12 protein-coding genes are annotated in these 14,369 nt (G+C 60.8%); 8 read left to right on the top strand and 4 right to left on the bottom strand.

From position 1 onward, the window contains the following. Positions 1-121: 121 nt before the first annotated feature. Both JO965_RS36295 and JO965_RS36290 read right to left on the bottom strand, forming a co-directional pair. A complete protein-coding gene (locus JO965_RS36295; RefSeq protein ID WP_203445684.1) occupies positions 122-1,075 on the bottom strand; it encodes a tyrosine recombinase in 954 nt (317 codons plus the stop codon). A gap of 51 nt (positions 1,076-1,126) precedes the next feature. Continuing rightward, a complete protein-coding gene (locus JO965_RS36290) occupies positions 1,127-1,348 on the bottom strand; it encodes a hypothetical protein (protein WP_203445683.1) in 222 nt (73 codons plus the stop codon). A gap of 119 nt (positions 1,349-1,467) precedes the next feature. Between JO965_RS36290 and JO965_RS36285 the strand changes: the two genes are divergently transcribed. After that, on the top strand, positions 1,468-1,830 hold the full coding sequence (locus tag JO965_RS36285; protein ID WP_203445682.1) for an antitoxin Xre/MbcA/ParS toxin-binding domain-containing protein: 363 nt from the start codon (positions 1,468-1,470) through the stop codon (positions 1,828-1,830). Positions 1,831-2,066: 236 nt separating this feature from the next. Here the strand turns inward: JO965_RS36285 and JO965_RS36275 are convergent, their stop codons facing one another. Further along, complete coding sequence (locus JO965_RS36275; RefSeq protein WP_203445680.1) at positions 2,067-2,459, bottom strand: hypothetical protein; 393 nt, start codon at positions 2,457-2,459, stop codon at positions 2,067-2,069. Positions 2,460-2,825: 366 nt separating this feature from the next. On the opposite strand from JO965_RS36275, the gene JO965_RS36270 reads away from it, so the two are divergent. The 7 genes from JO965_RS36270 to JO965_RS36240 all read left to right on the top strand — a co-directional run bounded on the left by JO965_RS36270 (position 2,826) and on the right by JO965_RS36240 (position 10,834). Then, the gene (locus JO965_RS36270; protein WP_203445679.1) at positions 2,826-4,268 is read left to right on the top strand and encodes a M20/M25/M40 family metallo-hydrolase; all 1,443 of its coding nucleotides are present in this window, start codon (positions 2,826-2,828) and stop codon (positions 4,266-4,268) included. 329 nt (positions 4,269-4,597) lie between these two features. After that, positions 4,598-5,896, top strand: a complete 1,299-nt coding sequence (locus JO965_RS36265) for an ISNCY family transposase (RefSeq protein ID WP_203439478.1) — start codon at positions 4,598-4,600, stop codon at positions 5,894-5,896. A gap of 291 nt (positions 5,897-6,187) precedes the next feature. After that, complete coding sequence (locus JO965_RS36260; RefSeq protein ID WP_203445678.1) at positions 6,188-7,225, top strand: IS30 family transposase; 1,038 nt, start codon at positions 6,188-6,190, stop codon at positions 7,223-7,225. A 130-nt stretch (positions 7,226-7,355) separates the two neighbouring features. Beyond that, positions 7,356-7,874, top strand: coding sequence for an antitoxin Xre/MbcA/ParS toxin-binding domain-containing protein (locus JO965_RS36255; protein WP_203445677.1), 519 nt, complete (start codon positions 7,356-7,358; stop codon positions 7,872-7,874). Next, positions 7,871-8,542 (top strand): RES family NAD+ phosphorylase, encoded by a 672-nt coding sequence (locus tag JO965_RS36250; protein ID WP_203445676.1) that lies wholly within the window; start codon positions 7,871-7,873, stop codon positions 8,540-8,542. The genes JO965_RS36255 and JO965_RS36250 overlap by 4 nt, the downstream gene beginning before the upstream one ends. 247 nt (positions 8,543-8,789) lie before the next feature. After that, complete coding sequence (locus tag JO965_RS36245) at positions 8,790-9,998, top strand: hypothetical protein (RefSeq protein ID WP_203445675.1); 1,209 nt, start codon at positions 8,790-8,792, stop codon at positions 9,996-9,998. Positions 9,999-10,465: 467 nt separating this feature from the next. Continuing rightward, positions 10,466-10,834, top strand: coding sequence for a hypothetical protein (locus JO965_RS36240; RefSeq protein WP_203445674.1), 369 nt, complete (start codon positions 10,466-10,468; stop codon positions 10,832-10,834). 208 nt (positions 10,835-11,042) lie between these two features. On the opposite strand, the gene JO965_RS49760 is transcribed toward JO965_RS36240, so the two are convergent. After that, a complete protein-coding gene (locus tag JO965_RS49760) occupies positions 11,043-14,279 on the bottom strand; it encodes a MobA/MobL family protein (RefSeq protein ID WP_203445673.1) in 3,237 nt (1,078 codons plus the stop codon). Between the last annotated feature and the right edge of the window lie 90 nt (positions 14,280-14,369).

The following is a 14,369-nucleotide window of genomic DNA, read 5'->3' as shown; positions in this document are numbered from 1 at the left end:
GCAATCTGGCGTACAGTGACTGCGTTTCATCAGGACAAGAGCCCTTTGAGCTCAGTGTATCGCTGCGGATCTGCCGATCAAAGTTGCTTCCTGAGACCGTCGCAAGCATTGCTCCAGCTGTTCAGGCCGCTGACGTGCTCTCCACATTAAGCGGGTGGAGGTCGCGGACCATGTGGTGGAGGCGGGAGGGATCGAGATGGGTGTAGATCTGGGTGGTCTCGATGCCGGCATGGCCGAGCAGCTCCTGCAGCACACGCAGGTCCGTGCCGCCGGAATGCATGTGGGTGGCAAAGGCATGCCGCAGCACATGCGGCGACACTCGCTCGGGGCTGGAGAGCCCTGCGGCCACCGCCGCCTCCTTGATTTCGAGCAGGGCCGCCTGGCGCGTGAGCGCCCTGGCGCCATTGCGCACCGAATGGAACAGCCAGGGGGAGGGCGCTCCACCGGAATAGGCCCCCGCCAGCCGTTGCCAGAGGGCAAGGGCCGCGATCGCCCGCTCATGCAGCGGCACGAGGCGCTGCTTGTCGCCCTTGCCGCGCACCAGCAGCATGCAGGTGCCCGCAGGCGCAGCGTCGGATGGCAGGGACAGGGCTTCGCTGATGCGCATGCCGGAGGCATAGAGCGTCTCGAACAGGGCAGCTCGCCGGGCATAGCCGGCCTGCCGGTAGAGACCCACCGAGGGATCCGCCGCAAGCTTGTGGGCCGTCTCCAGGAGCGCTTCGGTCTCGGCAATGGAGAGGACGAAGGGCAGCTTGCGCGACCGCTTCATAGCCGCCAGATGGGCGGTGGGATCGCGCGAGCCGAGCTCCTCGGCGATCAGGAACTTGTGCAAGCCGCGCGCCACCGTGATCCTGCGGGCGATGGTCGAGCCCGCGTAGTCGCGCTCATCGAGAGCGGCGACGTAGTCCCGGATCTGCTCCAGGCCGACCTCGTCCAGGCCGAAGCTGTTCTCCTCCAGCCACGAAAGATAGCAGTTCAGATCGTCGGTGTAGGTGGCGAGGGTGCCCGCCGAGGCCCCGAGTTCGCTGGCCAGGGCGTCGAGCCAGAGCTGGGCCAGCCGCTGATTGGTCCGCATGAGATCCTCCTGTGGGAGGATCCTGCCACAGCACCGGTTACCGACTTCTTGTCAAAATCCGCAAACCACCTGCTGTGACCCGAATTCTCGGCTGAGCTCGAGAACCATCATGAGCGGTCGGTCCTTGAGCTCCATTCGATCGGCGAGGTCGATCAAGGAGTCAGGATCATCATCGTCAAGATTGTAGTGCTCGCGGAACCGCCAGAGTGCATGGATCGTCCAGTGGCGTCTGATTACCGTCATGATGGCCCGGTGAGACTTGGTGGAGGCCATGACCGCTCGACAGAGAACTCCATACCACACGACGGACAGTATCGTTCACATCAGCTCGGTTACAATCGCGACCCCCGACAGAATTGGCCGGGATTAGGTGTGATGCTAGACTTCCATCCATGACACAGATGGCCGACGAGATCCGCACTCTCATTGCAGATCTTTACGATGACCCTGAGGACTTCCTGAAGAGACCTCACCTGTGGTTCGGCGGGCGTTCGCCGGACGAGCTCTTGGTGACCGAGGCAGGCCAGTTCGTACTCCTGAAGTTCCTTCGTGGCGAAGACCATATCCCACCCATTGAAATGGACGTGGATTTCGAGCCCTACACCGCAGCGAACACCGACTTAGTTGACCAAGCGATTGCCCGCCTCGAAGGGCAAATCGAGCAGATCAAGTCCCTCAAAGGCGCTGGACCGGAGATCGCCACGGTCATCGGGAGGGCACAAGAGGTCTTCGGTGAGCGGGGCCTGAGCTGGTAATTCGACCTAATCAGGTGCTGCAGGCCACACCTCTGGACCTGGTAACTCAGGGTAAGACGGACCGAGTCCTCCGGCTTCTTGTCCAGATTGAGCACGGAGTACACCCATGAATGCAGAACAGGAGTCAGCTCAGGAGGCTGTTTTCGGTAGCCATGGGTGGACGGCGGCATTCAAGGACGCCGTCAAGCAGGCCATATCAGAAGCCGTCTCAGAGTTTTCCTCGTAAGGACACAACGTCACTCGGCCCCACAGCCTCGTGCAATGTCCATGACGGCCCTGAGGCGCCCTTCCTTGAGAGCTTCAAGTGGGGCACGCCCATCGAGGGCATCATCTGAGACTAAGAGCCATTCGAGACGCATCCAGTCAGATCGGAGTGGCATTGCCTCCAGGATGGCAGCAAGACCTTCGACAATCCCATCGGATTTGAACTGGCAGGCCGGGTAGCCGTATCTGCCTCCACTTCGTACCGCGATCAGAGCTCCTGCTTTGTGTTGATCCTCGACTGCTTCCTCAGAAACATTGAGGAGTGATGCAACCTCCGGAAGCGTGTACAGGCCACCAGCCATTGCAACCAGTTCCGTCTTCCGGGCGAGCCCTGCAGCTGTGAGGGCCTGTGTTTCGGATGGCATCAGTTTCACCTCGGAGTGTAGGCCACAGCTTTAATTGGAAGGTAGCCTGATCGACTTGGCATGTCTGGATACGCTTATAATTACCCTCAAGCTGGAGGAGTGTCCGTCTCCCACGCAGCCCATATTGTCTACTTCTAGAGCATCGGACTGAAAGACAGATTCAAGAGGTTTCGCCCGGGCTGGAGTGTGATTCCCTTCTGAAAGGAGGTGGATCAGGACCGAGAGCGTCTCCTTGGATCTGCGCGTGTAGCCGCCGCTCATCTCTCACGTCTGTGTGAGCGTACAGCCTGCCGCACTTGTGGCCGGGCATGGAAGGCCGATCTCCCTTGGACGCACCAATCCGTGCGGCTCGGACATGAGAACCGCGTGCCCCGTTTGCTCCCGAACACCTGTCGAGCGGCCTTCGCCACCGCTTTCCTGCTAACGGGAACCGTCGTCTCGCGCGCCGACGTCGGCTTGCCCGCAACTGACGCTGAAACCGATCCGTTTCGCCACGTGCAGGCACTGCAGGACATCGCAACGGCCAACCGAGGCAACCGCGCGGCCGGTACCCCCGGCTATGATCGATCCGCCGAGTATGTGGCCGACCAGCTTCGTGCCGCCGGCTACATCGTGCGGTTCGAGGAATTCACCTTTCCGTTCTTCGAGGAGCGCAAGCGGCCGGTTCTTGTCTCGGGAGCGGACGGGTCGGATTCCTTCGTACCTCCCCGGGAGGCCCTGCGCACGCTGATGAACTCGGGCTCCGGCGCCGTGACGGCACCCGTCCAAAGCGTCGATCTCGGCTTGGAGAATGAGCCCCTACAGGCCTCCACCAGCGGCTGCGAGCGCGAGGACTTTGCCGGGTTCACGCCGGGCAACATCGCCCTCGTGCGGCGTGGGACCTGCCCATTCCAGGCCAAGGCCGAGCAGGCAAAAGCCGCCGGGGCCGCAGGCCTCATCATCATGAATCAGGGAACGGGCGACCAGACCGGGATCTTCGGCGGCCGCTTGGAGACGCTGGCGACGATCCCGGTCCTCGGCGTGACCACGGAGGTGGGCCGACGGCTCGCGGAGGCCTCCCGCAATCCCGCACGCAACCGGGTGCGCCTGGCGGTCGAGGTCGAGACGGGCACCCGCTCGACCCGCAACGTCATCGCCGAGCGTGGCGAGGCGAACGGCGCTGCCATCGTCGTCGGGGCCCATCTTGACGGCGTGTCCGAAGGGCCCGGCATGAACGACAATGCCAGCGGCTCGGCGGCCGTTCTGGAAACGGCCCTGCGCCTCGCCAAGGAGCCTCAGCCTGACCCGCCCATTCGCTTCGCCTTCTGGGGCGCGGAGGAGCGCGGCCTCGTCGGCGCGCGGCATCACCTGAATGCGCTGTCCGAGAACGACCGCCGCCGCATTGGCCTCTACATCAACCTGGACATGGTGGGCTCGCCCAATTTCGGGCGTTTCATCCAGATGACCCAGCCGGGGGGCCGCACGAGCGCCACGGCCGGCCTCGCCCAATCCTTCGCGGACTACTTCGCCGCCCGAAATCTCGCCGTGGAGGAGCGGACCCGGAACGAACGCGGCTACGGCTCCGACGATGCGGCCTTCGCGGCCAGAGGAATCCCGACGCTTGGCCTCTTCACCGGCGCCGGCAGAACCAAGAGCGAAGACCACGCCGTCGGGTTCGGCGGAACCGCCGGCAAGCCCTTCGATCCCTGCTACCACAAGGCCTGCGACACGGCGGAGAACGTGAACCGCGAGGTGCTGGGACAGATGACCGATGCGCTCACCCATACCTTGAGGCAGGCGGGCTCCCGCGCGGTCGTGCCGGATCGGTAGGTCGCTTTCCCTCTGCCGTGTGAGCGGTACACCGCCTGTCATCCACAGGCCGAGCCCGAGGCGAGGGAAGGGCGTTCCATTTCAAATCTGGTCCTATAGGCCTCAACAACCTTGATCCCAACGCATCGGATGCCGGTCAGCGGGTAGCCGAGGAATTTGCAGACGAGGCGGATCCATACTGCCGCTCTCCAGTCACCGGACGACTTCTTGTCAAAAGCCTTATTATGCGAATTTTATTTGTAGCTGCCATATACAAATGTCAGTGCCCTGCCATTTAGAGATGTCAGTCCGTATGATCGTAACAAAGGATCATGAGGACACGGCGGGTGATGACGGTAGTGAGTATGAGCACGGCAGAGTTAAACCGACTGACAATCATCATGGATCTGGCGGAAAGCCGCCTCACCGCTCGCCAAGCCGCCAATATGCTGCGCCTGACGGAGCGGCAGGTCTGGCGGTTGCTGGGACGTTTCCGGCACGATGGCGCTGCTGGACTGGCGTCCCGCAAACGCGGCCGAGTGAGCAACCGGCGTCTGCATCCGGCTCTGCGGGAGATCACGATGAGCCTGGTGCGCGTGCATTACGCGGATTTCGGACCGACGCTGGCTGCCGAGAAGCTGGCCGAGCGTCATGATCTGCGCGTCGGCCGGGAGACCCTGCGCAAGTGGATGATGGAAGACGGTTTGTGGCTGGATCGCCGTCGGCGACTTCCTTCCGTGCACCAACCGCGCAATCGCCGGGAGCGCATGGGCGAACTGATCCAGATCGACGGCTCCAAGCACTGGTGGTTCGAGAACCGTGGGCCACAATGCACGCTGCTGGCCTATATCGACGATGCCACCAGCCAGCTCCTGCATGCGGCTTTCGTGTCCTCCGAATCCACCTTCGATTACCTGCGCGAGACGCATAAATACGTCACAGCCCATGGCCGCCCGATCGCCTTCTACTCGGACAAGCACGCCATCTTCCGGGTCAGTAAGACAGAGGCTGAAGGCGGTGACGGCATGACCCAGTTCGGACGGGCCATGCATGAGCTCAACATTGACATCATCTGCGCCAACACGGCCCCGGCCAAGGGCCGCATCGAGCGCTCGTTCGGCACGCTGCAGGATCGCTTAGTCAAGGAGATGCGGCTGCAAGGGATCTCTACGATCGCGGCAGCCAATGCCTTCCTGCCGGGGTTCCTGGCTGATCACAACCAGCGCTTTGCCAAAGCGCCATTCAGTAACTCGAATGCACATCGGTCTGTCGCGCAGGACATGGTGCTGGAAGACATCTTTGCCTGGAAGGAGGAACGTACGGTCACACACAACCTCACGCTCCAGTACGACAAGGTGATGTTCCTGCTCGAGCCCAATGAGATGACACGTCCGCTGGCCCGGCAGCGTGTGACGGTCATCGACTATCCGGACGGGCGGCTGGCGATCCGCCACAAGGGCATCGATCTGCCTTACCGCACCTATGACAAGCTCCAGCGGGTCACCCAGGCCGCGATCGTCGAGAACAAGCGCTTGGGGCCTGTTCTGGCGTATGTTGCGCAACTTCAGCAGGAGCGGGACGAGCAGCGCTCGGCCAAAGCGCCTCGCCGGCGTGGCCAGGCCGATCGCCACATGTTCAAGGTCAGCTGAGTGCAGCCATTCTCTTGGATAGATCCGAACTTAATGGTATTTTGAGGCGCTTCCAATTCGCTTTGATGGTATAATTTGGATGTTGTTTGATCCCTGCCCTGCAACCCTGACCAGCTCCGCAGGGATCAAACAACGCGCCGGCGCCATATGACTCATCCTATACTTCACTGACATTTCTATTTGGCGCCGATTGCGACATTTCTATCTTGCAATGACAGTTATACTATATCGGTAGATTCTATTCTGAAGTGCGAATTCCGTTACAAACAAGGGTTTGCACTCGGAGGCCGAATGACCCTGCCCTACATCCACCTGAGCCTGGCTGACCGGCGCGAGATCGCCCGCATGCACGCAGCCGAGGTCCCGATCCGTGTGATCGCTGAACGCCTGCAGCGGCACCGATCGACCATCTACCGCGAGATCAAGCGGAACTGGGTTCACGATGAGGAGCCGTTGTATCGCGGCTATTTCCATGTGGCCGCCGACATGCAGGCGCGAGCCCGGCGTCAGAGTCTGAGCAAACTCTCCCGCAAACCGGTGCTGGCGGTCTACGTCATGGACCGCCTCAAAGCTGGATGGTCGCCAGAGCAGATCGCTGGCCGGCTGCGGACATCCGGGGCGCCTGAACGGCTGTCGCATGAGACGATCTACCGGTTCGTCTACAGCCCTCAAGGGCAAAAGCTCGGGCTGTACCAGGATCTGCCCTTGGCGCGGCGCCGGCGGCGAGCGCGCTACCAGCGTAAACCTCGCGGGCTCTTCATTCCGGCGGGCAATACCATCGAGCAGCGTCCGGCAGAGATCGCCGACCGCACGAGCTTTGGTCACTGGGAAGGCGATCTGATGATGTTCCGTAAGGATCTGGGCAAGCACAACCTCACGTCACTGATTGAGCGCCAAAGCCGCTACACGATCCTGACCCGCAACCCGGATCGCAACTCAACTGGGGTCATGACTGGCGTGATCGAGAAGCTGAAAGTCCTGCCGGAAACGGCGCGTCTGTCGATCACTTTCGATCGCGGGACAGAGTTTGCTTATTACCCGTTGCTCAAGCAGCAGCTCGGCATGGACAGCTACTTCTGCAAGGCGCAGGCCCCCTGGCAGAAGGGTTCGGTGGAGAACACCAATGGCCGGGTCCGGCGCTACCTTTCACGGGACACGGCCATTGCCGCTTTGCCTGAGCAGGCTCTGCTTGAGATCTGTGACCGGCTCAACTCGACCCCACGCAAATGCCTGGGCTATCGCACGCCCCAAGAGGTCCTGATGAGCTCTCTGGATCCGAGACTGCCGGGGCTGTGCAACCCAGACCAGCTCCGCCCCGGCAGTCCCTGACCGACCGGGAACCGATGGCGCACCAACTGTCGCACTTCGGCTTGATTCCACACAATGATGAACTTCCGCGCCGAGATTGCATTATGTCCTGAAGGAGATATAGTCTATATCTAGACACAATGGTAACGCCATGGCACAGCCTCTCAAGAACCAAACGGAAGCTGCCTCACAGGATCTCCCTCGCCTGGAGCAAGCGCGCTTTGAGCCCGCCAATCGCAGGCGCCTGAGCGCTCCCGGCATGCGTACCTTCCTGGCGATTGCCGACCTATGGGCCTTAACCGAACAAGAGCGCCTCCGGATTCTCGGGTATCCACCGCGTTCCACCTATCACAAGTGGGCCAAACAGGCCCGTGAGCATGTCGAGTTCACCCTAGACGCCGATGTTCTGACCCGGATCTCAGCAGTCCTCGGGATCTACCAGGCGCTGCGAATCCTTTTCGCAACAGAACAGGAGGGCTTGTCATGGCTTCGCGGGCCACATCAGGCAACGGTGTTCGGAGGTCATCCGCCGATCGAACTCATGATTGATGGCACCCAGGACAGTCTCCTGACCGTACGGCGCTTCCTCGATGCGGCCCGCGGTGGCCTCTACATGGAGCCCAATGCGGCAGACCGAAACTTCATCCCTTATGAAATTCACTTTTCGTGACCAGCGTCGCTGAAGCACCTTACCCGACTTATCGTCTGATCCCGTCTCAGTTTCCGCCCATTGGCCTGTTTGACACAGTGGCAACGCCTGCCGATCTGTCGGCGGTCATGGAGTTGGTCGGGTGGACCAATGACCGGCTGGTCGCCAGCCGCATTGCCCGCCTTCCTCAACAGGAATGGGTTTATGGCCGGCCGAACGCCAGCATCGTGATGGCGGCGTTCCTGCACGTCAGCCCCGCAGGCATGCGGTTCAACTCATCCGAACTCGGAGCCTGGTATGCGGCCACCGAAATCGAAACGGCGGCAGCGGAAGTCGGACATCACCTCCAACGCGAGGCGGCGGCACGAAGCCTTCCGGAATTGACACGGGTCTATCGAAGCTATTCAGCGCGGCTAAACGGCGTCTACCTGGATATTCGCGGCCAACAGACAGAGCGCGCCGATGTTTATGCGCCGGATCGCTACGAGGCCTCGCAGCAATTAGGAGAAGCGATCCGTCGTGCAGGTGAGGCTGGCATCATCTACGACAGTTTGCGGCGCCACGGAGGGACCAACATCGTTGCGCATCGGCCCACGAATATTCGCGATGTCACGCAGGCTGATCATTTCGAGATACGCGTTCCGGCTGTCGGACGTCGAATTGACGTGCGGAAACTCACCGCTCCCTAGACGGAAAAATCATCGAGCCAAGAGGTCTTGCTAGCGAGCACCTTTTCCCATTGCTAGCATTAATTAGCAAGCGGCATGATCTTTTTCGCGCCCGAGAAAGCACCAATGAACCGCTGGACTACCTTTGGTTGGCATTTGGCGGAAGGGATGTTAATTCGTGCCCATCCCTTAACGTTTGTTTCTGTGTGGAGCGATGACGCTGCGTCTCCCCGCCTGAAATTCATTTTCAACGATCAGGATTTGCCAGATGCCCGGCATCGCACGTCAGTTCGAGCCGCAGATTACCCGCAGTGGCGGCGCTCCCTCCAAGTTCCGCTTTACCGTCCGCTGCTCGGGCTGTGCCAATACCGACACCTACGAAGCGTCCAGGCCGACCAGCGATGACGCCGTCAGAGGCCACTTCAAGGATCGCGGCTGGCTTCTCGCCCGCGATCGCGCCCATGACCTGTGTTCGACTTGCCTGGTGAACCCCCACAGGGCTCAGCCGCCTCGCCAGCGCACCGAAGTTCGGCACCACAGGTCACCAGCAGCTGCGAACCATCCAGATCGCCCGACACCAGTTGCGGACAAGCGGTCCCGAGACACCGCTGATATCCTGGCGCGCCACCTGGGCAAGCCTGACGCGCTCGCCGAGGAGGTGTTTCGCCCCAAGCCGGTGCAGGCCCCTCGCCCACCAGCTGCGGACGTGCCCCAGCAGATCACACCAGCCTCTGCCCTGTCACGCGAGGTCGAACAAGCCCTGACGGGAATGGCCGCCGAGTTGAAAGGCCTTCGCTCAGCCATGGAGCTCATGGCGGAGCAGATGGGAAAACTGGTCTCTCTTGGCACTCAGCAGATCGAGGCCATTGCTCGTCTGACGCCGCTGATGGTGCAGTCGGCAGAGGGGATCTCCAGAAGCCTGCGGGAAGTTGCCAGCGCGATCCAAGGCATCCCGACTGTTTCCATCCCTGCCAGTGGGGCCACGAAGCCATCAGCCAAAGAAACAGGGGCTGAGGAGCCGCCGGCACTGCAGCTTAACCTTCTGCAAGGCTTGGACCAAGCGGCTGGTCCGGACGCTGAATCTGCACCAATAGCGGCCGAGACTAGGACGCCGGCTAAGCAGAGCCGACGCTCCAAGAGGAACCCGGTACCCGCGTCAAAGGCAGGCTCTGCGCCAGTTGTGGTCAAGTCGATACCCGATGCCAAGCGTTCGGACCGGTTCTACACAATCATCAGACTGCCACGAGAGTTATGGGACCAGGCTGGCTTGGGTCCGGAAGATCGTCTCCTGCTCGACTGGAGCGGCAAGGCCCTGACCATCGAACGCGCTATCGAGGGCGGGGTGAAACCTAAAGCGGTCGGGGAGAACTCAGTGGTGCTGCAGTCGTGGAGGCTGGGAAACCTGAACTTCGATCACCCGAAGGTGAGCCGTGGAGACACTTCCCTGCGCCTGACGGCAAGGCCGTCGCTCGTCTGATACCCCTGCCATGAAAGGTGATCTGAAACTTGTCACCGGAAGCACATGGGAGCAAAACTCGCACCAGCCAGGCAAAATTGCATACCGTTGGAACGCGAACGCCCTGACTGGTGCCTCTTCCAGACTCCAGACAGGGTGTGTGCGATGCCGGTTGCAACACCGCGCCACTAGCCTACCCTGCTTCGGATGAGCGTTAACGGTAGCCGACATAGATGCGCCCCAGCGAAAGGCCGAGCACCAAACCTCCCACCAGGGCGCACGCGATCGGTTCTGATTGCGCTTGAGGAGTATGAGCGAGGACTGTGCCAACGAACGTGCGCTTGAGCACATTGCTATGGAGTGATGGCAGGCTGCTGTTGTGTCGCTGCCCGCAGCCGAGTGAAACCGATGGTTAACCATGAGAGCGCATGCTGGCCGATGTGTCTCAAGGGCTGCGCGGGCTCCCTCTTACCTAGAGACGGTTGCTTATGGCGGAAAATTGTTTCACCGACACGATTGAAGAGAAGCTGGCCTTGATCTCGCCAACAGTGAAGGCCATCGAGTTCGGAGGCGAACTGCCCTATCTGTGTGAATTGCAGACGCTCCTCAGACAGCACTTAGTAGGCTTAGTCGTCCTGTTCGAGCGTGATCCCGGCCTGGATGCTGCAACAACTGACCTGTATGCGGCTGCCGCAATGGTGCAGGACACCCCAACGGCCGCGCAGCCCCTCGCCCGAAAACCCCGTCTTCTCAACGAGGCTCAAACGCGCTTTCAGGAGCGCATCGCGACGGCACGTCCAAACGCCAGACGAACCTGCGCGGCTTGGCGCGAGAATGAGCTCTTCCTTGCTGCCTGATCTCGGCCCGGGTTCCGCATCACTCCTTGCTGCATAGCCGAACCCGATGCCCTGCCCTTCTCACGAGAAGAGTTGCTGGCCCGTTTAGCCGAGCACGCAATCTGCTGCCAGGTAACAGGTAAAGAGAAAGTCCTCCGCTTGCAGTCCTGTGAGAGACTTGGGCGAGAGCGCTGTGTGTCATTTCAAATCTGGTTGGTCCAGTTTCCGATTACATGCTTGGGCCCTCGTCCCTGCCCTTGCCGCGGCGCTTTGGCTTCTTCGGTGGCTTTGTGCCTTCGACGCGGATCGGCTCGATCTGCTTGGGAGTGACGGGAGACAGAGGATTGCCGACCCGGATCTCTGCCTTCTCCTTTGCAGGTTTCGCGTCCGAGCCCTCGCCAGATCGTTCTCCGGGTGTCCTGGCAGGACCCAATTCAGCCGTGGATGGCTTGGGTGCGACAAAGGCCCTCTCAGGCCGAGCAGGTGCCTTGGCCTCGGTTGCCGCCTTTGCACCGTCAGGTTTGCCGGTGCTCGTTTCCGCGCGAGGTGTCGGCCGAGCGGGTTCAGTACGAGGAGTCGGGGCTTGGGCAGGCGCGGGGGCTGGTGCCTTTTCCGGAGCCGCGGCTGGTGCCGATGTGACCTTAGTCGTGGCTGGCTCCTTCGCAGATCCGATCTGAGGAGCTGTGGGTCGGACGGACGGAGCCGCGGGAGCTTGCGCCGGGCGAGAAGGTGCCTGCGTCTGGCCAGGTTTCGCGTCGGTTTGAGCAGCGGCCGGGCGCTGAGCTTGAGCCGGCGCCGACGGAGCCGGGGCAGCTGTTGCTGGCTTCGACACAGCCGAACCTGAATTGTCGCGCGCGGGCTCCGTGCCTGGCGCGGCATTTTCCGGCTTCGGCACATTATTTACAGCCGGCCTGGATGGCTGATGGGAATTTTCTGCCACAACTGGCTTAATTCCTGCCTCGAACCGGGGATTATTCGGGGCAGGGGCCTTGGCGGCGGAACTAGCTGGAGTTGGCGCTGGCGATTTACCTGGACCCGCGGCAGTATTTTTCGTCTGTGCAACAGCCGGTTCATCAGGGAGTGATGAACTCTTTATTCCGACACTCTCCGTTTCTTCGCCGGGCATTGAAGTTGGAGATGTTCCACTCGTGATTATGATACCGGCAGGACTATCCGCCAGCCTGCCTAGGTCGGTTCGGTGGACGGGAGCTGGTGGCTCATGAACGGCTCTTACTACCTCTTGACCGTGAATCGGCGATAACACGTCAGAGCTCAGACTTGGATTTGTTCCGGAAGGCTTCCGGAGCGCGTTCCCAGAGGGTTCTTGACCCGACGGTGCTCCAACCGAATGTAACGCCTGTGATCGCTCAGATGCGGTTTGACTGATTCTGATCTTGGGAGCGCTAATCGGATCCGATGATGCAGGTAGATTTTGCGAGGTTAAAGCGAGCTGTTGCTTTTCACCGCTCACCTGCCCAATTCCTTTGATGTCGCTGCTAGCGTCCTGCTGCTTCATATCTGATGTAGGCGGCTGAACAAACACTGAGGCCGGAGAAACGACCTTATCTTGTGCTCGGGTAGGCCTGGAAGGCGCCTCGATGTTGGCAGAGGTCTTACCTTCAAGAGGCGCCCCCACCGATTCCGTGATTGAGGCTCCCAAGGCTGAAGCGTCCTGGGACGGCACACTTCTTATTGGCCGGCCCTGCCCTTTTGCTATCAGTTCTGCGACGGTAGGCTCCGACCCGAGCGCCGTTTGCTTAGTCGTTCTCGCTCGGTCGCTCTGCAAGACACCGGTGCTACCGACCTGAGGAGATTGAGTCGGGGCTTCCTTCGATGCGGGCCTGGACGAGCCGGATCGCGGCATTCCGCCGACACCCCCAGCATCCTGCTGCATCAGCGGCAATTGCATGGCAGGGCCGCCGGTCAAAGGGTTTGCTGCAGGGCTGTTAGCAGCGGCCGATTTCGATGGACTACGGGGTGACCGTCTATCAGCTGCGATCTGCTCTTCAATTGACCGTTTGACCGCCTCCCTTTCTCTGGCCGCCTCAGACACCGCGCGTAGGCGTTCAATCATGTTTCTAACTGGAGCCGTCACGCTTTCGGGACCGACAACGTCCGCATGCGAATGTGCCTGACCCGCACTGTGTCTCAGCTCACCAACAGCCTCCGGAACATGCTGGCCGCCCCTATAGGCGATAGGCTCGACAGAATTGTCCGATTCCTCTCCATGAGGAATCAACGATTGCTGGTCCTGTTCACCTTGGGTGGCGGGTGACCCGGAAAGAGGCTTTAGCCCCACACTCGCTTCCAGAGACGGGGTCCGTGTCGGCGGGATTTCTGGACCATCCCCTGCACTCTCTTGAGCATCAGCTCCATCATTTCCTGGTGATCCGAGCGCCATCGTTGTGGACACGGCCTTAGATACCGGATCAGACGGGCAATCGATCTCCTGGTCCGAGGGCGGCTCCCCTTCACCGCTTATCGGAAGCTCGTTGTCCCTCATCGGCCCCTCGGCCCTGCCAGCACTGGCTCCATCAGGGACGGCAGTTCCTTCCAAGCCAGGCATCGTCTCAGTGCTATCCTCCTGGGATATAAGCGGATCTGTTACCTTGCCGACTGAGGTAAACAGCGGTTCGTCTGTTTGAGCCTCCTCTTGCCTTTCGAGATACTCGCCAAACTCCTGTTTCGAAGGGGCAGCCGCAGCACTCTCCGTGCGACGTCTTCGAGCCTCGAGACCAAACCGCCGCCACCTCCCATCCGCAGAAACAGCATCGAGATAGATAAGGCGCGCGGTCCTTACCTCTTCGAGAATTTCCCGGGTCGCCCGTCGATCAAGATTCGTCCTGGCAGGACCAAGATGCTCCTCTGCTACGCGATCAAGGCCCTGCTTTGCGTAAGACCGGACGTCGATCTGCACTCCCAGATGATGGAGTGCTTCATTGACACAGTCCTGCCAATGAAGCCGCCACTCGTTGATAATGGCGGACCCGGTCCGGTGCTCATCCAGCTTCCTCGTCTTCTTGCCGCAGATTACATCACCCGCGGGACCGATCGCGACTTCGCGGGTTGTGAGCAAAAGATGAGCATGGAAGTTCCGCTCATCTCCCTCCTTCCCAGGTAAGTGGATAGCCACATCCACGGCGACGCCGTGGCGCTCTGCCAGATAGCGAGCGTGTTTTCGAACCAGCGACGCGTAGCGCGCTTGATCCAGCTCATGAGGAAGAGCCAAGATCGTTGAGCGCGCCACCACACTATTGCTCCGCGTCTCAGCAGCCTCTGCGGCATTCCACAGAACTTCACGATCGACTTTGCACTCGTCTGGGGCAACAACAAAGGCGCAATGCAAGCCGGCCTTCCGGCGGAAGTCGAATACTTCACCCGTCAGACGATCCTTTAAACGCTGACAGGCAATATAGGCAGAGGCCGCAAGCGCACTCCTGCCCTGCGCCCGTTTGACCGTGCTCATTCTATAGAATGCTATGGCCATTCATTCCTCGATATGCCCGACGCCGCCACCCGAACTCCTCGAGCCTCAGCCGCGCAAAGTTTGCATAAT

Origin of the sequence: Microvirga sp. VF16 (assembly GCF_016864375.1) — a bacterium.
GTDB lineage: Bacteria > Pseudomonadota > Alphaproteobacteria > Rhizobiales > Beijerinckiaceae > Microvirga.
Note: the sequence above shows the minus strand (reverse complement) of the source record. Positions and strands in the feature narration are given on the sequence as shown.